At 70.5% G+C, this 18,935-nt stretch carries 19 protein-coding genes; 7 read left to right on the top strand and 12 right to left on the bottom strand.

The window, feature by feature from the left end:
• Nucleotides 1-211 precede the first annotated feature (211 nt).
• Nucleotides 212-433, top strand: coding sequence for a DUF3618 domain-containing protein (locus tag E1202_RS29645; RefSeq protein ID WP_132627235.1), 222 nt, complete (start codon nucleotides 212-214; stop codon nucleotides 431-433).
• Between the two features lie 52 nt (nucleotides 434-485).
• Here the strand turns inward: E1202_RS29645 and E1202_RS29650 are convergent, their stop codons facing one another.
• The 10 genes from E1202_RS29650 to E1202_RS29695 form a co-directional block, all read right to left on the bottom strand.
• The gene (locus E1202_RS29650) at nucleotides 486-1,196 is read right to left on the bottom strand and encodes an MOSC domain-containing protein (RefSeq protein WP_132686618.1); all 711 of its coding nucleotides are present in this window, start codon (nucleotides 1,194-1,196) and stop codon (nucleotides 486-488) included.
• A 54-nt stretch (nucleotides 1,197-1,250) separates the two neighbouring features.
• Nucleotides 1,251-1,895 (bottom strand): TetR/AcrR family transcriptional regulator, encoded by a 645-nt coding sequence (locus E1202_RS29655; RefSeq protein ID WP_235876859.1) that lies wholly within the window; start codon nucleotides 1,893-1,895, stop codon nucleotides 1,251-1,253.
• 98 nt (nucleotides 1,896-1,993) lie between these two features.
• A complete protein-coding gene (locus tag E1202_RS29660; RefSeq protein WP_132676376.1) occupies nucleotides 1,994-2,293 on the bottom strand; it encodes a hypothetical protein in 300 nt (99 codons plus the stop codon).
• Between the two features lie 103 nt (nucleotides 2,294-2,396).
• Complete coding sequence (locus tag E1202_RS29665; protein WP_132686620.1) at nucleotides 2,397-2,975, bottom strand: nucleotidyltransferase family protein; 579 nt, start codon at nucleotides 2,973-2,975, stop codon at nucleotides 2,397-2,399.
• A 52-nt stretch (nucleotides 2,976-3,027) separates the two neighbouring features.
• Nucleotides 3,028-4,446 (bottom strand): NCS2 family permease, encoded by a 1,419-nt coding sequence (locus E1202_RS29670; protein ID WP_235879102.1) that lies wholly within the window; start codon nucleotides 4,444-4,446, stop codon nucleotides 3,028-3,030.
• A gap of 381 nt (nucleotides 4,447-4,827) precedes the next feature.
• The gene (locus tag E1202_RS29675) at nucleotides 4,828-5,274 is read right to left on the bottom strand and encodes a nucleoside deaminase (RefSeq protein WP_408007642.1); all 447 of its coding nucleotides are present in this window, start codon (nucleotides 5,272-5,274) and stop codon (nucleotides 4,828-4,830) included.
• 68 nt (nucleotides 5,275-5,342) lie between these two features.
• The gene (gene pucD / locus E1202_RS29680; RefSeq protein ID WP_132686623.1) at nucleotides 5,343-7,649 is read right to left on the bottom strand and encodes a xanthine dehydrogenase subunit D; all 2,307 of its coding nucleotides are present in this window, start codon (nucleotides 7,647-7,649) and stop codon (nucleotides 5,343-5,345) included.
• Between the two features lie 2 nt (nucleotides 7,650-7,651).
• On the bottom strand, nucleotides 7,652-8,992 hold the full coding sequence (locus E1202_RS29685; protein WP_132686624.1) for an 8-oxoguanine deaminase: 1,341 nt from the start codon (nucleotides 8,990-8,992) through the stop codon (nucleotides 7,652-7,654).
• Nucleotides 8,985-9,455, bottom strand: a complete 471-nt coding sequence (locus E1202_RS29690; RefSeq protein WP_132676366.1) for a (2Fe-2S)-binding protein — start codon at nucleotides 9,453-9,455, stop codon at nucleotides 8,985-8,987. The genes E1202_RS29685 and E1202_RS29690 overlap by 8 nt, the downstream gene beginning before the upstream one ends.
• Complete coding sequence (locus E1202_RS29695) at nucleotides 9,446-10,309, bottom strand: FAD binding domain-containing protein (RefSeq protein WP_132686625.1); 864 nt, start codon at nucleotides 10,307-10,309, stop codon at nucleotides 9,446-9,448. Before E1202_RS29695 ends, E1202_RS29690 begins: the two co-directional genes overlap by 10 nt.
• 239 nt (nucleotides 10,310-10,548) lie before the next feature.
• Here E1202_RS29695 and E1202_RS29700 point away from each other — a divergent pair, with 239 nt between their 5' ends.
• The 4 genes from E1202_RS29700 to E1202_RS29715 all read left to right on the top strand — a co-directional run bounded on the left by E1202_RS29700 (nucleotide 10,549) and on the right by E1202_RS29715 (nucleotide 14,987).
• Nucleotides 10,549-12,048 carry a PucR family transcriptional regulator gene (locus E1202_RS29700; protein ID WP_132686626.1) on the top strand — a complete coding sequence of 500 codons (1,500 nt, stop codon included), beginning with the start codon at nucleotides 10,549-10,551 and terminating at the stop codon, nucleotides 12,046-12,048.
• A gap of 286 nt (nucleotides 12,049-12,334) precedes the next feature.
• Nucleotides 12,335-13,558 (top strand): type III PLP-dependent enzyme, encoded by a 1,224-nt coding sequence (locus E1202_RS29705; protein ID WP_132686627.1) that lies wholly within the window; start codon nucleotides 12,335-12,337, stop codon nucleotides 13,556-13,558.
• An 80-nt stretch (nucleotides 13,559-13,638) separates the two neighbouring features.
• Entirely contained in the window at nucleotides 13,639-14,031 is a 393-nt protein-coding gene (speD, locus tag E1202_RS29710) for an adenosylmethionine decarboxylase (protein ID WP_132679895.1), read from the top strand.
• Between the two features lie 86 nt (nucleotides 14,032-14,117).
• Nucleotides 14,118-14,987: a spermidine synthase gene (locus tag E1202_RS29715; RefSeq protein ID WP_132686628.1), complete on the top strand. Its 870-nt coding sequence runs from the start codon at nucleotides 14,118-14,120 to the stop codon at nucleotides 14,985-14,987.
• A 52-nt stretch (nucleotides 14,988-15,039) separates the two neighbouring features.
• Here E1202_RS29715 and E1202_RS29720 read toward each other — a convergent pair whose 3' ends face one another.
• Entirely contained in the window at nucleotides 15,040-16,101 is a 1,062-nt protein-coding gene (locus E1202_RS29720) for a hypothetical protein (protein ID WP_235879103.1), read from the bottom strand.
• Nucleotides 16,102-16,215: 114 nt separating this feature from the next.
• Here E1202_RS29720 and rbsK point away from each other — a divergent pair, with 114 nt between their 5' ends.
• A complete protein-coding gene (gene rbsK, locus E1202_RS29725; protein ID WP_132686630.1) occupies nucleotides 16,216-17,112 on the top strand; it encodes a ribokinase in 897 nt (298 codons plus the stop codon).
• A gap of 125 nt (nucleotides 17,113-17,237) precedes the next feature.
• On the opposite strand, the gene E1202_RS29730 is transcribed toward rbsK, so the two are convergent.
• A complete protein-coding gene (locus tag E1202_RS29730) occupies nucleotides 17,238-17,582 on the bottom strand; it encodes a histone-like nucleoid-structuring protein Lsr2 (protein ID WP_132686631.1) in 345 nt (114 codons plus the stop codon).
• 360 nt (nucleotides 17,583-17,942) lie between these two features.
• On the opposite strand from E1202_RS29730, the gene E1202_RS29735 reads away from it, so the two are divergent.
• Nucleotides 17,943-18,401: an Lsr2 dimerization domain-containing protein gene (locus tag E1202_RS29735; RefSeq protein WP_132686632.1), complete on the top strand. Its 459-nt coding sequence runs from the start codon at nucleotides 17,943-17,945 to the stop codon at nucleotides 18,399-18,401.
• The last annotated feature ends 534 nt before the right edge of the window (nucleotides 18,402-18,935 follow it).

The following is an 18,935-nucleotide window of genomic DNA, read 5'->3' on the forward strand; positions in this document are numbered from 1 at the left end:
GAGGGACTCGAACCCTCACTGTCTAGGACCTAAACCTAGTGCCTCTGCCAATTGGGCTACGGCCCCTCGGTGTGCACAGCGTATCGCGCTCGTCGATCTTGTTCTTGAGGCGGCTGTGGAGACCCGAGCAGGCGACATGGGCGCGGCTGATGCGGCGCGGATTCCTCGGTGAACTACGGTGTGGGCAGCCAGGTGAACGTGAGGAGGACACGTGGCCCGTGATCAAGATGCCATCGAGCGTGACATCGAGCAGGCGCGTGACGCGCTGGCCGACACGTTGGACAGGCTGAGCGTGCAGGCGAATCCGCAGCGGTTCGTCGACGCCGGCAAAGCCAGCGTCATGGAGAAGCTGAACGATCCCAAGGTGCGCTACGCGCTCATCGGGGTCGGCGCACTGGTCACCGTGGTGGTCGTGCGCAAGCTGTTCAGGTGAGGTGCCGGTCGTTCTGGGGTCTCGGACCTGGCCCCAGAACACCGGAACCCGCTCAACCCACCCGAACCGCGTCGCCCGCGTTCACCGTGCCCGGCCGGGTCACCCGCATGATCACGCCGAACTTGTTCTCGTGTCGCTGGATCAGGTGAGTTTGCAGTTCCCGCCAGCGCTCGCGCCCGTCGGCGTCCCAGCTCGGCACCGCGCAGCGGATGCAGGGGCCCGCGTGCTCGCCGGTCACGGCCAGTTCGACCTCGCCCGCGGTGATCGTGGCTCCGGCTTCCCAGTCCTGCTCGGCGAACGGCGGCAGATCCGCGTCCACGTGCAGGTTCGTGCGGAAGCGCCGCAGATCCACCTCCGCGCCCATCTCCTCGCTCAACCCGCGCAGCGATGACTCGAAGGTGACCAGCACCGTCGGACCGCGGTCCTGCTGGCCGTCGGCCGCGCGCAGGCTCACCGGGATGTCCAGCGACTCCTCCAACACGTCGGCGAGCTTCGGGTCGTCCCAGGAGAACCGCTGGTCATCCGGGCCGTTGAGGGTCGGTGGCCCGGTCGGCTCCGGCAGATCGCCGTAGCTCGCCGACCAGGACAGCAACGTCTGGTTCTGCCGAACGGTGAGGATGTTGCCCGCTCGGTTCGGCCGCTCGTCGAGCAGCGCGTGGGCGCGGTCACCCGCCACGCCGCGCTCGTCGAAGCGCGCGGCGGACAGCTGCTCGCCGCGCAGCGACTTCACCGGCCAGCGGTTGAGCGTGAGAACCTCGGACACGAGCCGACCTCCGTTTTCCCAGGGCGAGGCCACCCTAGCGCGTGAAGCAGACGATCAGCGCTTCAACAGCGGCAGCAGCGCTTCGTTGAGCAACCGGTCCACGAAACCGGTGTCCAGCGGCTCGTCGGCCAGCATCAGCCGGTAGATCAGACCCGCACCGGCCAGCTCGCCGACCGTGTCGATCGGGGCGTTCGGGCCGATCTCGCCGCGCCGCACGCCGCGCTCCATGATCCGGCGCAGCACGTCGCGCTGCGGCAGCAGGAACGACTCGCGGAACTTCAGCGCCAGCTCGGGCTCGTGCGGAAGCTCGCCGACCAGCGCTTGCGCGGCCTTGCCGACCGGCCCGGTCAGCAGCGTGGCGAAGGCGCGCAGGAACTCGCCGAGATCGTCGGCGACCGAACCCAGGTCCGGCTCCGGGATGCGGCGCTGGACGAGCTCGTTGCAGGTGTCGATGACCAGGTCGAGCTTGGAGTCCCAGCGGCGGTAGATCGTGGCCTTCCCGGCTCTGGCCTGGGCGGCGACGGCGTCCATGGTCAGCGCCCGGTAGCCGACCTGGGCCAGCACCTCCATCGCGGCCTGGCGCAACGCGGCATCGCGGGAGGCGTCCCGCGGGCGTCCCCGGCCGGCGGGCGGCCTGCTCGGTTCGAGGCTGGCCACCGCTGCTTCCTCCTGGGGTGCACTACTGGTCGGCGCGTTCACGAACGCCATCCTAAGGTCCCCGGCGGCACGTCTCCGGCGCGCGTGATCGGTGGGTCGCGAAGAGTCACCGACCAGGGGGCACCGGTCAGACCGCAGCGCTACTGAGCGGGTGCGTGGGCCGCGGCGGCGCGCGCCGCGCGCTGGGTCGCCTCGTCCGACAGACCGTGCCTGGCCTGCAGGTAGGCGGTGGTGAAGGCGAAGCCGTCCCCGTCGAGCAGGTGGATCACCACGCGGCCCGACTTGCCGGGCGAGAGCTGCTCGATCAGCTGATCGGCCTGGTCCCGAGCGGCGATCAGACCGGGCGCACGCGCGGTCTTCTTGCCGTCACCATCCGTGACGGTGATCTGCCAGTCATCGCCCTGGGGTACGTAGTTCGCGGTGATATGACCGCCAGCCATGAATGCCTCCGCTCTCCACTTTGCTCGGGCGTTCGAGCTCTTGACCGGAAGACAATGCTAGGTGCACTGGCTCTCAGCAGCGCCTCTCGGTCGTCCTGGCACTCTACGTGGCGGGTCGGTCCAGATCTTCAGGCCGGTCGACATCGAAGCCGTCCGATACGTCGTCACAGGACACCATCGTCACCGTGCGTTGTTTCAGGTAGTCACGAGCGCCGGCATCACCCGTTGCGGACGCGGCTGCACCGGTCCAGTGGTTCCGGCCCAGCAACACCGGGTGACTGCGGCGTCCGCCGTGCGACGCGGCGGCGAGCGCGTCGGGGGAGGAGAGCGCGGCGACGCGGCGGACGGCCTCCGGGCCGATGCCCGGCATGTCGACCGGGAGGATCACCGCGGCCGGGGCGTCGGACTCGCGCAGGGCCTCCAGCGCGGTCCGCAGGGAGGAACCCATGCCGGAGGGCCAGTCGGGGTTGAACACCGTCGTCACGCCCGCGAGCTCGGCGCGCTCGCGGACCTCGTCGGCGGCAGCGCCCAGGACCACCAGCACCGGGTCGCAACCGGCATCGGACAGGACCTTCGCGGTGCGGTCGACGAGGAGCGATCCTCGGTAGTCGACCAGGGCTTTCGGCATCCCGAAGCGGCGGCCCGCGCCTGCCGCGAGAACGACTCCTGCTGGTGCTGTCACGGACCGACCGTACTGGTCCGGGGACGCACCGCGGCGCCCCCGGACCCGCGGCTCAGACCCCGGTCAGGCCGGAGACGAGGAAGTAGACGGCGAAGACGATCGCCAGCGAGCCGACCAGCCAGCCGATCTCCCGCACCTTGCCCCGGGCCAGCTTGATCACCGCGAAGGCGATCAGACCGGCACCGATGCCGTTGGTGATCATGTAGGTGAACGGGATGACCGCCAGCGTCAGGAACGCCGGGATCACGTAGTCCGGGTCGTCCCAGGGGATCAACCGGACCTGCGACATCATCAGCCCGCCGACGATCACCAGAGCAGGCGCGGCGGCCTGCGCCGGAACCACCGACGCCAACGGTGTGACCAGCAACGTCAGGCAGAACAGCAAGCCGGTGAACACGCTGGCCAGGCCGGTGCGGGCGCCTTCGGCGACACCCGCGGCCGACTCCAGGAACACCGTGTTCGGCGCGGCCCCGGTCAGCCCGCCCGCCGCGGCGGCGACACCGTCGACGGCCAGGATCCGGCCCATGCCCTGGACCTTGCCGTCCTGGACCAGTCCGGCCTGCGAGGAGACGCTGGTGATCGTGCCCATCGCGTCGAAGAACCCGGACAGCACGAGGGTGAACAGGAACACCGTCGCGGCCACTCCGCCGGCGGCGGCGAACCCGCCGAAGAGGTCCACCTGCCCGAACAGGCCGAAATCGGGGGTGCCGACCAGCTGGGCGGGGAGTTCCGGGACCACCGTGCCCCATTCGTCGGGCGCGACGTCCAGCGCCGCGTTGGCCACGAGCGCCATCACCGTCCCGGCCACGATGCCCAGCAGGATCGCGCCGGGAGTGCGACGGGCCATCAGCCCCATCATCACCAGCAGCGTCACGCAGAACACCACGATCGGAATCCCGGACAGGTGCCCGTCGGTGCCCATCTGCACCGGCACCGTCGTCTCCTGCGCGTCCGGCACGCGGGTCACGAACCCGGCGCTGACCAGGCCGATCAGCGCGATGTAGAGGCCGATGCCGACGGTGAGCGCGATCTTGAGCGGCTCCGGGATGGCGTTCATGATCTTCTCGCGGACGCCGCTGACCGCCAGCGCCACGATCACGACGCCTTCGAGCACCACCAGCCCGAACGCCTCGGCCCAGGTCATGGTGGGGGCGATGGTGAACGCGACGACCGCGTTCACGCCCAGGCCGGTCGCCAGGGCGAGCGGGGCGTTGCCGACCAGACCCATGACGATCGTCATGACACCGGCGGTGGCGGCCGTGGCGGTGGTGAGCTGCTCGGGGGAGAGCTTCGCGCCGGTGGCGTCGGTTCCGGAGCCGAGGATCAGCGGGTTGAGCATCACGATGTAGGCCATCGCGACGAACGTGGTCAGGCCGCCGCGCAGTTCGCGGGAGAGGGTGGAACCGCGCTCGGACATCCGGAAGATTCGGTCCAGACCGCTGTCGGGTCTGGTGGACAATTGCTGGGTCATGCGTCCTCCCATGCCGGTGGGCGCCCCCGGGACGTCGGTTTTCCGGGCAGGGTTGAGCCCGGCGAGAATTCGCCGAATGCCTGGTGCGGGGCGTTTTAGCTGGTGCGGACCGCTGGTGCGCGATCCGCTCTAGGTGGCGACCCGGTCATCGCCGTGCATTGCGCGGGATTGTCCGCTCGTTTTTGCTCTCAGTGGCGGAGCCGCTGTCTCTTTGGTGAGTGCTCTCTCAGCCCGCACCGCCGGGGGTTCTCCAGCGGCTTCGTGGCGAGCACGCCGCGACGCCGTGTATTGGACATGCATCAGGAGTGGCGCGCGGAGTCCGCGGAGTCGCTCAGGTTCCCCCACCCGCACCGCCGAGCAAAGAGCCCGCATACCACTCCTTCAGTAGTCGACGCGGTCGGCCTTTGCTCGCCAGGCGTCGAACGCTTCGTTCCTGTTGTGGATCTCGATGCGCGCGATGGCGGTCGGGTTCTTGGTGGGGTCGGTCATCGCGTCGTAGAAGGCGCGGTCGTCGAAGCCGGCCGCCGCCGCGTCGTCTCGGTCGGCGGCGAACAGGACCCGCTCGACCCGGGCCCACATCGACGAGGCCAGGCACATCGGGCACGGTTCGCACGAGGTGACCAGCACGCAGCCGGCCAGCGAGAACGTGTCGAGCTCGCGGCAGGCGTTGCGGATCGCCACGACCTCGGCGTGCGCGGTCGGGTCCAGGTCGGTGGTGACGCGGTTGGCGCCGGTGGCCACGATCTCGCCGTCGCGCACGATCACCGCGCCGAACGGGCCGCCGCCGCTGTGCACGCTGGCGGTGGCCAGCTCGATCGCCCGGGCCATCCAGGTCTGCTCTTGCTGGGTTGCGACATCCACGGACATCGGTTCACTCCAAGGGTTTACAGCGGTGCTCAGATGATGTGCTCGGGAGCGACCGGCGTGTGCGTGAGGAACTTGCCGGTGGCCGCGCGGATGGCCGCGACGACCGCAGGCGTGGTGGAGATCGTCGGCGGCTCGCCGACGCCGCGAACCCCGTAGGGCGCGTTGTCGTCGCCGCGCTCGATGATGTCGATCTCCATCGGCGGCATGTCGAGGATGGTGGGGATCAGGTAGTCGGTGAACGAGGGGTTGCGGATCTTCCCGTCGCTGACCAGGACCTCCTCCATCACCGCCAGGCCGAGGCCCTGCGCCGAACCGCCCTGGATCTGACCGAGGACGGCCTCCGGGTTGACGGCCTTGCCGACGTCCTGGGCGCAGGCGAGCTGCACGACCTTGACCAGCCCCAGCTCGGTGTCGACGTCGACGACCGCGCGGTGCGCGGAGAACGCGTGCTGCACCTGCACCAGGTCGCTGCGCCCGTCGGCGTCCATCGGGGAGGTCTGGCGGTGGTGGAACTCGCGGGTCTCCTCGATGACGTCGTCGCCCAGCACCTCGGCGAGGTCGGCGACGACGCCTTCGGCGGAGACGACCTTGCCGCCCTGCAGCGACAGTCCGACCGCGGTCCCGAACCGCTCCACGACCCGGTCGAACAGCACTTCGCGAACGGCCTGGCAGGCGGCCTGCACAGCGCCACCGGTGACGTAGGTCTGCCGCGAAGCGGAGCTGGAACCGGCCGGCCCGACGGAGGTGTCGTTGGGGTGGATGGTCACCCGCTCCACGCCCAGCTCGGTGCGCGCGATCTGCTGCTGCACGGTCACCAGGCCCTGCCCGACCTCGGCCGCGGCGGTGTGCACCATGGCGGCCGGTTCGCCGCCGAGGAGCTGCAACCGCACCCGGGCCGTGGAGAAGTCGTCGGCGCCTTCGGAGTAGCAGATGTTCTTGATCGTCACGCCGTAGCCGATCCCGCGCACCACGCCTTCGCCGTGGGTGGTGTTGGACGCCCCGCCGGGGAGTTCCCGGATGTCGGTGGTGTCGCGCTCGGGCGGCATCGGCAGCGCGCGGACGCGTTCGAGCAGCTCGGCGACCGGCGCGGGGGTGTCCACCACCTGGCCGGTGGGGATGGTCTCGCCCTGGGCGATGGCGTTGCGGACCCGCAGCTCCACCGGGTCCATGCCCAGCTCGGCGGCGAGCTTGTCCATCTGCGACTCGTAGGCGAAAGTCGGCTGCACGGCGCCCAGTCCGCGCATCGCGCCGCACGGCGGGTTGTTGGTGTAGAGCCCCCAGCCGTCGATGCGCACGTTGGGCACCACGTAGGGGCCGACGCCCAGCGTGGTCGCGTTGCCGACCACCACGGGGGTTTTCGAGGCGTACGCGCCGCCGTCGAAGTACTGGGTGGCCTTGACGTACACCAGCGTTCCGTCGCGCTTCGCGCCGTGCTCGTAGTGCATCTTCGCCGGGTGCCGGTGCACGTGGCCGTAGAACGACTCCTCGCGGCTGTAGACCATCTTCACCGGCTTGCCGACGTGCAACGCGAGCATGCACACGTGCACCTGGATCGACAGGTCCTCGCGGCCGCCGAACGCACCACCGACGCCGGACATGGTCATCCGCACCTTCTCCGGCGGAAGCCCCAGCGCGCGGGCGGTCTGCTTGAGGTCGGAGTGCAGGTCCTGCGTCGCCAGGTACAGGTCGACGCCGCCGTCCTCGGCGGGGATCGCCAGACCGGACTCCGGGCCGAGGAACGCCTGGTCCTGCATGCCGACGGTGTAGACGCCCGAGACGACGACCTCGGCGGACGCGTCCGGATCGCCCTTGAGGATCCGCTGGTGGCGCACCACGTTGCCGTCCGGGTGCAGCTTCGGCAGGTCCTCGTCGTGCGCGGCCCGCTCGGCGTCGAGGACCGGGGGCAGCACCTCGTAGTCGACGACGATGCGCTCCAGCGCGCGCCGTGCGGTCTCCGGGTGGTCGGCGGCCACCAGCGCCACCGCCTCGCCGACGTAGCGCACCACGTCGGAGGCCAGCACCGGCTGGTCGACCGTCTTGAGGCCGTAGATGTTCTCGCCCGGCACGTCCTCGGCGGTCAGCACCGCGTGCACCCCGGCCATGGCCATGGCGGCGCCGACGTCGATGGAGCGGATGCGCGCGTGCGGGTGCGGGCTGCGCAGCGTCGCGCCCCACAGCATGTCCTCGGCCCACAGGTCGGAGGCGTAGGCGAACTCGCCGCGCACCTTCAACGTGCCGTCGGGGCGCAGCGGGGATTCCCCGATGCCGCCGTCGATGGCGTCGTCGAGCCGCTGCGGCGTCCGCGTGGGTGCCTGGGCACTCGGTCGGTTGGTCATGATCACGACACCTCCACCAGGCGCAGCCGGGCGCTCGCCCGGTCCAGCTCTTCGACGACGTCTTCTCCGGTGAGCACTTCTCTTCCGCCGCACAGCAGCGTCTCGACCTGCGGCAACCGGCCCAGCACCAGTGCGGCGACCGGGTCGGCGATGCCGGTGTGGTCGAGCCCGCCGAGACGCCACACGGCGAGGTCGGCGAGCTTGCCCGGTTCCAGCGAACCGATCTCGTCCTCGCGGCCGATGCAGCGCGCCCCACCCCGGGTGGCCATCCACAAAGCCTCGCGCACCGACATCGCCCGGGGGCCGCCGGTGGCGCGGGCGAGCAGCAGCGCCTGCCGCATCTCCTCGCCGAGCCCGCCGGACTCGTTGGAAGCGACCCCGTCGACCCCCAGCCCGACGGGGGCACCGGCGCTGAGAAGTCCCCGCACGGGGGCGATCCCGGCACCGAGCCGGCCGTTGGAGCTGGGGCAGTGCGCCGCTCCGGTGCCGGTCTCGGCGAGTCGCCGGACCGCGGCGGGCGAGAGGTGCACGGCGTGCGCGAGCCACACGTCCGGACCGAGCCAGCCCAGGTCCTCGGCGTACTCCACCGGGGCGCGGCCGAACTCGGCCCGGCACTGCTCCTCCTCGGTGGTGGTCTCGGCGAGGTGGGTGTGCAGCCGGACCCCGTTGCGGCGGGCCAGTTCCGCGGCCTCCCGCATCAGCTCCGCGCTCACCGAGAACGGCGAGCACGGGCCGACCGCAACCCGCACGCGGGCGCCCGGCGCGGGGTCGTGGAAGGCGTCGATGGCCTGCTGCGTTCCGGCCAGCGCCTCGTCGCGGTCCTCCACCACCGAGTCCGGCGGCAGCCCTCCCCGGGAACGTCCCCGGTCCATCGATCCGCGGACCGCGTGCAGCCGAAGGCCGATCCGCTCGGCGGCGGCGACCACCGCGCCGAAGACGTCGCCGCCCTCGCGCGGGAACACGTAGTGGTGATCGGCGGCAGTCGTGCACCCCGACCGCGCCAGCTGCGCGAGCCCGGCCGAGGCGGCGGCGTGCACGGTCTCGACGTCCATCCGCGCCCACACCGGGTAGAGCTCGGTCAGCCACTCGAACAACGTCGAGTCGGCCGCGCAACCGCGCGTCGCCCACTGGTAGAGGTGGTGGTGGGTGTTGACCAGTCCGGGGGTGACCAGGCATCCGGTGGCGTCGATGCGGCGCACCGGGGAGTCCTGCGGCGGAGCCGATCCCGACCCGACCGCGACGATCCGGTCGCCCTCGACGACCACGTGGCCCTCGGCGAACTCGGTCCCGGCGTCATCGACCGCCACGACCGATCCGCCCTCGATGACGATCCGCTCAGGCATCGGTTCTCCGCTGCGCGGCGAGCCGAACGGCGTCCATGATCTTCTCGTAGCCGGTGCAGCGGCACAGGTTCCCGGCCAGCGACTCGCGGATCTCCGCGTCCGAGGGCTTCGGGGTGCGTTCCAGCAGGTCGTGGGTCTGCACCAGCAGGCCGGGCGTGCAGAAACCGCACTGCACGGCGCCGGTCTCGACGAAGGCCTGCTGAACCGGGTCCAGCTGCTCCTCGTCGGCGAGCCCTTCCACGGTGCGCACCTCGCGGCCTTCGGCCTGACCGGCCGCGACCAGGCACGAGCACGCCGGGACGCCGTCCAGGTAGACCGTGCACGAGCCGCATTCGCCCTGCTCGCAGGCGTTCTTCGAGCCGGGCAGCCCGAGCCGCTCGCGCAGCACGTACAGCAGGGACTCGCCCTCCCAGACGTCGTCGGCCTCCTGCCGGCGTCCGTTGACGGTGAACTTCAGGCGCATTCCTGCCTCCCGGAGCGGTGCTCGTGCCAGGTCCAGTTCAGGGTCCGGCGGGCCAGCACGCCCAAGGCGTGCCTGCGGTAGTCGGCGCTGCCGCGCACGTCGTCGATCGGGGACGCGGCCTGCGCGACGAGTTCGCCGAACCGGCGCGCCACGGAGTCCTCCAGCGGGGCGTCCCAATCGAGTTCGGCGGCGAGGAGGTCCTCGGCCTCCCGCGCCCGGATCGGGGTGGGCGCGGCGGAGCCGATGCCGGTGCCGACGGTCTTGCCCACGGGGTCCAGCGAGATCGCGAAGGTGCACACCGCGATGACCATCGCGTTGCGGGTGCCCACCTTGGAGAACTGCTGCGGGCCCGCGGCGGGCGCGATGCGGACCGCGGCGATCAGCTCGTCGGGCGCCAGCACGTTGCGCTTCGGACCGGCGAAGAACCCGTCCACGGGGATCACCCGCGATCCGCGCACGGACTCGACCTCGACGCCCGCCCCGGCCGCCAGCAGCGGTGGGTGGGCGTCTCCGGCAGGAGAGGCCGAGCCGAGGTTGCCCGCGACGGTGCCGCGGTTGCGGATCTGCGGGGACCCCACGGTCCGGCTGGCCATCGCCAGACCGGGTACTTGGGAGCCCAGCTCCTCGATGAGCCGCGCGTAGGGGACGCCCGCGCCGATGCGCAGCACGTCACCGTCCGGGGCCCACTCGGCGAGCTCGGGCACGGTGGTGAGGTCGAGCAGGACCTCGGGCCGGTGCCGGTCGAAGTTCAGCTCGACCATCACGTCGGTCCCGCCCGCGATCGGTGTGGCGTCCGGATGCGCGGCCTTGGCTTCGAGCGCTTCCCGCCAGCTGGCGGGGCGGAGGAATTCCACGTCGTACTCCTTCTCGACCGGCCGGTGCGCTGATGTGGCCCAGTACACATTCGTCGAGTAGCCCCTGGCTAGCGGGCGAAACCCCGAAAATGACTACCCCCTGAACGGGTGCGGTTGTATGTTCCTACAAATGGGGTCGACCCACTCGGCGACGCGGCCTGGAGGCCCTCCGGCGCGCCCCTCGCCGGGGCGGGGTGGCCGGAGAGCGGCGTCGCCGCTCGCCTGACGGAGGAGCGAGGGTGCGCCTGCGGGATCTGCTCGCCGACGACGAGCTCGGCCTGGTGCTGCTCAACGACGCGGATGCGCTGGAGCGGCCGGTCCGCGGCGTCTACATCACCGACCTCATCGACCCCCGCCGCTACCTGATCGGCGGCGAGCTGGTGCTCAGCGGTCTGGTCTGGCACGGCGGCCCGGAGGACTCCGAGCAGTTCGTCCGGGCCCTCGTCGACGCCGGAGTCGCAGGTCTGGCCGCCGGAACGGCGCGGCTCGGCCACGCCCCGCCCGACCTGGTCGCGGCCTGCCGCGAGCACGGGCTGCCCGCGTTCGAGGTGCCGATCACGGTCAGCTTCAACGCCCTCGCCGAACGCATCCAGTGGCGCGCCGCCCCTCGCCGCGAGCTGATCTCGGCGGTCGCCGCCGGCGCCGACCTCGACCGGGTGCTGCGGATGGCCGCCGACGACCTCGGAGCCGACTGCTGGGTCCTCTCGGCCACCGGCTGGGTCGTCGGCGGCACCACCGAGCTCCCCGAGCAGACCCGACGAGGCGCGCTCGCCGAGTTCACCCGCGGCCGGTTGCCGCGCACCTGGCGCGCGGGCGAGCCGCACGTGCTGTGGCCGGTCGAAACCGGCGCCGAACCGACGGCCGCCCAGTGGTTCGCGCTGGTCAGCGGCGACCTCGTGGAGTGGGACGAGCACCGGCAAGCCGTCGCCACCGACCTGGGCACCGTCGTCGCACTGGTGCGCGCCCGCGTCGACGAGGCCCGCCGCATCGCCGGCCGCTCCGTCGAAGCCGCGCTGCGCAGGCTCCTCGAAGGCAGCTCCTCACCGACCGAGGTCGCCGCCCGGCTCGACACCGCAGGTCTCCCGGCCGACGAACCGCTGCGCGCCGTGGCGTTGGGCGTGGGAGATCCCGCCGAATCCACGACCCTGCTCCGCGAGATCGCGGCGGCCACCGGCATGGCCTCGGTGACCGCCCCGCTGGGCGACGGCGCCGTCGCGCTGTTCGTCGACGATCCCGAACACCTCGCGGACCTGGAGCACCAGCTCCGGCGCATCGTCGGCGACGCCGAAGCCGGGCTGGGGGAGCGGCGGCTGGCGATGGGCATCAGCGACATCACCGCCGCCACCGCGCTGCGCGGCGCGCTCGACGAGGCCGCCTACGCCCGCAGGCTCGCCGAGCAGCGTCGCGGACCCGCCGAGGTCGCCGTCGCCGCGGAACTCGCCTCGCACGAGGTGCTGCTGGCCTCCGCACCAGACGAACTGCGCCGGTCCTACAGGGACCGGCTGCTCTCCGCCGTCATCGCCTACGACGCCGCGCACGGCTCCGAACTCCTCCGGTCACTGCGCGTGTTCCTGGACAACAGCGGCTCCTGGTCGCGCTGCGCCCAACTGCTGCACGTGCACGTCAACACCCTGCGTTACCGCGTCCAACGGGTCGAGGAGCTCACCGGCCGCGACCTGTCCGACTTCGCCACCCGAGTGGACTTCTACCTCGCCCTCCGCCTCAGCGAGTCCTCCTGACCAGGGCTTCTCGAATTTCGCGCGACATTCGAGGCCGAAGGTTCGCACTCGAACTTCGCGCGGAATTCGAATGATCGCGCCCGGCGTGGTGATCCGCTCGACGTGTGCGGCGGTGGCGGCCAGTGCGAGTGCTCACACGTGGCCGTCCGGGGGCGGGTGCGGTTCGAAATCTGACCTCGGGAGCGGTACCGTGCTTGGTCGCAGTTGCGGTCGCCGAGCGCCCGGTCGAAGGGCAGCGAAGACGCGGCGAGAAACCCACCCACCCCCCGAGACGGAGGTAACGGGATTGACCGATCTGTCCGCCACCACCGGCGTGACGGACCGCCCGAGCGGCACCGCGCAGGAACCCGGGCGGGGCAACGGGAATCCGGATCCGATCCGACGATTCCTGGATCAGCAGAACCCCGAAACCCCTTGCCTGGTCATGGATCTGGCGCAGGTGCGAGACCGCTACCGGCAACTGCGCTCCGCGCTGCCGGACGCGCGCATCTGCTACGCGGTCAAGGCCAATCCCACTCCCGAGGTCGTCGGCGAACTCGTCGCCGAGGGCGCCTCGTTCGACGTCGCGAGCCCCGGTGAGATCGAGCTGTGCCTGGCCAAGGGCGCGGCGCCGGAGTCGATCTCCTACGGCAACACCATCAAGAAGCGCCGCGACATCGCCCGCGCCCACGAGCAGGGCGTGCGGCTGTTCGCCACCGACAGCCACGCCGACCTGACCAACATCGCCGAGGTCGCACCGGGGTCGCAGGTGTTCTGCCGCGTCCTGGTCGACAACACCGGCTCGAAGACCCCCTTCGGCCGCAAGTTCGGCTGCGCCCCGCAGCGGGCCGCGGACCTGCTGGTCCGCGCCGCCGAGCTGGGCCTGGACCCCTGCGGCGTGTCGTTCCACATCGGATCGCAGCAGCTGGACCCGGCCGCCTACCGGCACGGCGTCGACGCCGCCGCCGTTGTGTTCGCCGACTGCGCCGCGCGCGGAGTGCGTCCGCGCATGGTCAACCTCGGCGGGGGACTGCCCGCCGGGTACACCGAGACCGCGCCGCCGCTGGCCGACTACGTCACGGCCATCGAGCAGGCGCTGGAGCACGCGTTCGGCCCGCAGCGGCCGGAGCTGCTCATCGAGCCCGGACGGTTCCTCGTCGGCGACGCCGGCGTGCTGCGCAGCGAGGTCGTGCTGGTCACCGACTCCTGCGACGGGCAACGGCGTTGGGTGTACCTCGACATCGGGCGCTACAACGGACTCGCCGAGACCGAGGGCGAGGCCATCACCTACCGGTTGCGCACCTCGCGCGACGGTGACCAGGAAGGCCCGGTCGTGCTGGCCGGGCCCACTTGCGACGGTGACGACGTGCTCTACCAGCGGACCCGCTACGAGCTGCCGCGCACGCTGCGCGGCGGAGACTGGGTGGACCTGCTGGCGGCGGGCGCGTACACCGCGAGCTATTCATCGGTGGGTTTCAACGGGTTCACCCCGCTGCCCACCTATTGCGTCGACGGCGATCAGCGGCCGTGATCTGCTGCGGCGGCACGTCCGTCCGCGGCGGTGCGAGAAGTGAGACGCGGCGAATCTGCGAAATGATGGGAGGTCGATAGATGTCCGTTGACACCGGAGCACAGGTCGGTCTGTTCACCGGAAGGCACGTCCTGGCAGAGCTGGAGGGCGTTGAACCGGAACTGCTGGACGACGAGCAGTACCTGCGAGAAGTCCTGCACAACGCGCTGAGCGAGTCGGACGCCACGGTGTGCCAGATGATCGCCAAGCGGTTCGACCCGCAAGGCGTCACGGTGTTGGCGCTGCTGTCGGAGTCCCACGCCTCGCTGCACACCTACCCGGAGGACGGCTCGATCTTCATCGACGTGTTCACCTGCGGGCACACCGCGAAGCCGGAGCTGGCCGTGGAACTGCTCGCCGAAGCCCTCCAGCCGACGACCAAGAACGTGCAGACGATCCAACGAGGCCACGACTACGCCGAACTGGTCTGCTGAGGGGTCTTTTCGCGTGTCGGCGGGCCCGCCACGGGAGCCGGCGGGATGCTTGGCACAAATCGATGGGGAATTCAGGAGGAACACCGTTGATCGAACTCGACGGGCACCGGTGGATCAAGGAGCCGATGGGCGCCGACCTGCAGCGCCTGTGGCGGGTGGACGACGTGCTGTGGGAGGGCGACACCCCCTACCAGCACGTGGTGATCGCGCGGACCGCGCAAGGCGTCTCGCTGTTCTGCGACGACGACCGGCAGAGCACCGAGTTCTCCCAGCTGGTCTACCACGAGGCCATGATGGTGCCGGCGTTCCTGCTGGCCGCGCAGGTGGAGCGGGTGCTGATCATCGGGTCGAGCGAGGGCGTGGCCAGCCAGATGGCCGTCGCCGCCGGCGCGACCCGGGTGGATCACGTCGACATCGACGAGCTGTGCGTGCGCAAGTGCGCCGAGCACCTGCCCTACGGCTACACCCCGGAGGAGCTGGCCGCCGCCGAGAAGGGCGAAGGCCCGGTCACCATCCACTTCGCCGACGGCTGGAGCTTCCTGGACACGGCCCCGCCGGAGGGCTACGACATCGTCGTGGTCGACCTGCCCGACGAGCGCGCTGACGACGACGGTCAGCACAACCGGCTCTACGGCCTGGAGTTCATCCAGCGCTGCCAGTCGGTGCTGTCGGCCGGTGGCGTGGTGGCCTTCCAGGGAGGCTGCCCGACGGTGTGGCGCAACGAGACGCTGATCCGCGCCTACAACCGGTTCCAGTCGGCGTTCGAGACGGTCGCCTACTTCGGTTCCGACGAGCACGAGTGGGCGTTCCTGTTCGGACGGGTCGAGCCGGTCGACGACCCGATCAACCTCATGCTCGAAGCGCTCCCGAGCAGCGCCTACGAGCCCGAGACGATCGACGACGCGTCCTTGATCGGCGCCACGGTCCCCCCGATCTCGGTGCGGAACCAGTCCTGACCCGACCAAGCCCCTGACCAGGGGGAATGCCTTCCGCCCTCGACGCTCCGGTTCACGGGGCGTCGAGGTAGGGGTGGAAGTTCACCGCCCCGTCGCGCGGGAGGAACCACTGGTCGAAGGCGAGGCCCTGGGTGTGCAGCTCGGCTTCGAGCTTGGAGGCCCGCTCCACGACCTCCGGCTCGGCATCGCCGGCCAGCGGTACGTCGATCTCGTAGAGCTCGTGGTGCTCCAGGCCGCCGAACGCCGCGTCCGCGAAGTTCTCGAACACCGGCTCGCTGTCGTCCCAGGACATGAGCTCCGCGGCTTCCAGGACCACTCGCGCCTCGTTGATCACCAACCGCAGCGCGAGCGCTTCGGCGACGCTGCGCGGCGAGGTCCACACCGGTTCGGTGAGCCGGACCGCCACGGCCGCTGAGGCCAGGACGAACGCGCGGGCGAAGAACGCGTCGTAGCGCTTGTCGTAGCAGGGCGGCAGCTCTTCCAGCACGAGCAGTCCGACGGCGTCGGCGACGGTGGCGTTGTTGACCGCCAGCGCCAGCTCGTCGTAGAAGATCTCGTCGGTCACCACCCGCACCGCGTGCACCAGGGCGCCCGCGGCCAACGCCGCCTGCTCGCCCTCGGCGCCGAAGACGCCGGTGTCGAAGGCCCGCAGCCTGGGCGCGAGCTCGGTGAGCCGGCGCTTCCAGTGCGCGGCGTCCATCGCGGGCTCACCGGAGGACTCCAAGGCCTCCTCGATGGCGGCTTGCAGCGCGTCGTCGGCGTCGACGTCGTCCGCTGCGGCCAGCCGCTCGTTGAACTCGTCCTCGGTGATGCGCACCGCCGACTCGGCGACGGACCAGCCGATGAGCAGCTCGGTCTCCACGATGAGCTCGTCGAGCACCGAGGCCGCGCCTTCCTCCGCTGCCTGCAGCGACGGCGCGTCCAGCGCGAGCAGCACGCTCACACCCGCCGGGTGCACCGTGATGCGGTAGTCGAGCACGTCGATCTCGGACTCCTCGGGCCCGCTGACCCCCTCGACCATGGCGAGGTGGCGGTCGAGCACGGCGGCGACCCCTTCCTGCTGCAGCGGGTCCAGCTCCACCACCTCGGCGGGTGGTGCCAGTTCTGCCGTCACCGCGTAATCCACCGCGTATCGCCCTCTCCTCGACTGCTGGACGGCATGGTACGACGTCCCCCTGCCGGCGACCCGTCCAGCAGGCGGGGTGTCGGAGTCGGCCATGATGGTCCGGTGACGACGAGCGTGGTGGTCTTCGGCAGCTGCAACATGGACCTGGTGGCCTACGTGCCGGTCGCGCCCAAGCAGGGCGAGACGGTCACCGGCCGCGAGTTCCGCACGGTTCCCGGCGGCAAGGGCGCCAACCAGGCGATCGCCGCGGCGAAGGCGGGTGCGGACGCGCGCATGATCGGCGCGGTCGGCGGGGACGAGTTCGGCGCCGAGATCCGCCGTGTCCTCCAGGATTCCACTGTGGACGTCCATGGCCTGCGAACGGTGCCCGGCCGCAGCGGAACGGCGCACATCGTGGTCGACGACGATGGTGACAACTCGATCGTCGTGGTCCCGGCGGCCAACGGAACCGTGGACGCTCTCGCCGACGGCGACGAGGAGATCATCGCCGGTTCGGACAGCCTGCTGCTGCAGCTGGAGATCCCGCAGCCCGGAGTCGCCGCGGCAGCGGCGGCGGCCAAGCGCAACGGTGTGCGGGTCGTGCTCACCCCCGCTCCGGCGGTCCCGCTGCCCGAGGAACTGCTGCGCGACGTGGACCTGCTGGTGCCCAACGAGCACGAGGCGGCCGTGCTGACCGGCCACGACGACCCCGAACGCGCGCTGACGGCGCTGCTGGAGCTGGTTCCCGAGGTGGTGATCACACTCGGTGCCCGGGGATGCGTCTACGGCAGCCGCGAAGGGGGCCGCCACGAGGTCCCGGCGTTCGAGGTCCAGGCGGTGGACACCACGGCGGCCGGTGACACGTTCGTCGGTGTCCTCAGCGCCGCGCTGGGCGAGGGAGAAGAGGTCCCGGCCGCACTGCGCAGGGCGGCGGCGGCGTCGGCACTGTCCGTGCAGCGCAATGGCGCGACCAGTGCGATGCCCACTCGGGATGAAATCATCCGCTTCATGGCGAACTGATAGTCGCGAGTCTCGATTACCGTTGCCGCCGACCGCCGTCGGTGGTCATTGCCGGGTAATGCACGAGACTTTTGCGGGAGGCCGGAAATGTCCGAAGCCAAATCCGGCCACCCGTGCCCGGCTGTTCACCCAGCGTTGTCGTAAGCCTCGACGATCTCGGCCGGAATGCGACCCCGGTCGGAAACCTGCATGCCCTGTTCCCGAGCCCATTCCCGAATGGCCTGGTTGCGTTCCCGGTCGGCCTGCGTCGGCGCGCCCGAGGGCTTGCCCGGCTTGGTGCCAGGCCGCTTGCGGCCACCGGTCTTACGTGCGTTGGCCACGAAGGAGGCCAGCGCGTCCCGCAGTTTCGCGGCGTTGTCGACGGACAGGTCGATTTGGTAGTTCACCCCGTCCAGGGCGAACTCGACGGTGCTGTCGGCTTGCGAGCCGTCGACATCGTCGACCAGCTGCACGGTGACTTTCTGCGCCACGGTTAAACCTCGATTCCGGCTCGAATCCAGTCTCTGCGCGCACATGCCCGCGCGACGAAGAGCGAGCGAACAATAAACGATCGTCGGAAGAATGTTCCACCCGGTCTCGAATTTCGGCCGCCGGTCGGATTACCTTGGGTTCAAAACCGGCGCATCCGGTTACCGACCGTTAGTCGGCGGTGGCCGGGCCGCGGCAGCGGACGTCCGGCGGGCCGAGCGGTTTTCGGCCGATCGGGCTGCTGTTCTATGGTTGAGTGCGAGACATCTGCTAAGTGTCGTGCTACAACGTGGTCAGGACCAGCAGTAGTCTTACCTGGAAGTCGCGGATCGAGACGGGGCGCGTTCCCGAGACAGGTGATCATGGCCGAGCGGATTCAGGTTGATCTCGTCGATGACATCGACGGGTCGCCAGCCAAGCACACCGTCACTTTCGCGCTGGACGGCGTGAGCTACGAAATCGACCTGAACGACGGCAACGCTCAAGCGCTGCGTTCTGTGCTCGACCGCTACATCAAGGCCGCTCGTGCGCCCAAACCCGCGGCTCCTCGCAGCACCAAGCAGCAGGAGCGCGAAGAGGAGCAGGCGCGGCAGGCCAACAAGCAGCTCACCGAGCAGATTCGCGGCGCCGCCCAGCGCACCCGCGAGGCCTTGAAGAAGCCGGAAGCCGCGGAGACCGCGCAGGCTCCTGAGAAGGACGCCGGGTCGGAGCCGGAAGCCGCGAAGGAATCCGAGCTGGTTCCCGCCGAGGAAACCAAGCCCGAGACCGGTGCCGAGGCGCCGGCGGTGTCGCTGCCGCTGTTCTCCTCCGCAGTCGACTAGAGCCGCCGCGACGACCGCAGCAAAAACCGCACCGGAGATCTGCGCTGAATCCGGTGCGGTTCGAGTTCTCGGGTGTTGTTCAGTCCGCCGCGCGGTGTCTCCGCGCGCGCGTGCGGGTGCCCGCGCGCGTTTCCTTCACCGGTGCCGAGTCCGCTCCGTCGGCGAGCGCGGCCGCGAACTCCGGTGGAGCGCTCGGGCCCCAGTTGCGATCCTCCGGATCAGCCAGAGTGTTGCGCAGCTCGGTGTATATCGGAGTCGAGTCCACTGCTACCCCCGTTCTGACAAGTCGTCGGCAGGCTACCCGCGAAATCGGGCAGTACCTGCTCCTAAGACCAACTACCACCCGAAGGTGGATGGCGCACTCCGCCTGCCGTCCACGGCCCGTTCATGCCGGGTCAGCCCCAGAATGGCCTCTGACCTGGGGTTTCACCCTTGAAGGGGGGGTGGTGTTCACGGGGTTTTTCGGGGTGCGTAAAGTATTCCAAGTCAGAGCGACACGGGCCGGGAAAAACCGGGCCGGGCCTGACGGGGCCC

The organism is Saccharopolyspora karakumensis, assembly GCF_004349225.1.
Taxonomy (GTDB): Bacteria; Actinomycetota; Actinomycetes; order Mycobacteriales; family Pseudonocardiaceae; genus Saccharopolyspora; species Saccharopolyspora endophytica.

Coding starts and splice junctions, on each gene's coding strand:
- E1202_RS29690 (WP_132676366.1), bottom strand. CDS start 9,455: ATGCGCCTGAAGTTCACCGTCAACGGACGCCGGCAGGAGGCCGACGAC.
- pucD (WP_132686623.1), bottom strand. CDS start 7,649: ATGACCAACCGACCGAGTGCCCAGGCACCCACGCGGACGCCGCAGCGG.
- E1202_RS29685 (WP_132686624.1), bottom strand. CDS start 8,992: ATGCCTGAGCGGATCGTCATCGAGGGCGGATCGGTCGTGGCGGTCGAT.
- E1202_RS29670 (WP_235879102.1), bottom strand. CDS start 4,446: ATGACCCAGCAATTGTCCACCAGACCCGACAGCGGTCTGGACCGAATC.
- E1202_RS29675 (WP_408007642.1), bottom strand. CDS start 5,274: ATGGCCCGGGCGATCGAGCTGGCCACCGCCAGCGTGCACAGCGGCGGC.
- E1202_RS29735 (WP_132686632.1), top strand. CDS start 17,943: ATGGCCGAGCGGATTCAGGTTGATCTCGTCGATGACATCGACGGGTCG.
- E1202_RS29660 (WP_132676376.1), bottom strand. CDS start 2,293: ATGGCTGGCGGTCATATCACCGCGAACTACGTACCCCAGGGCGATGAC.
- speD (WP_132679895.1), top strand. CDS start 13,639: ATGTCCGTTGACACCGGAGCACAGGTCGGTCTGTTCACCGGAAGGCAC.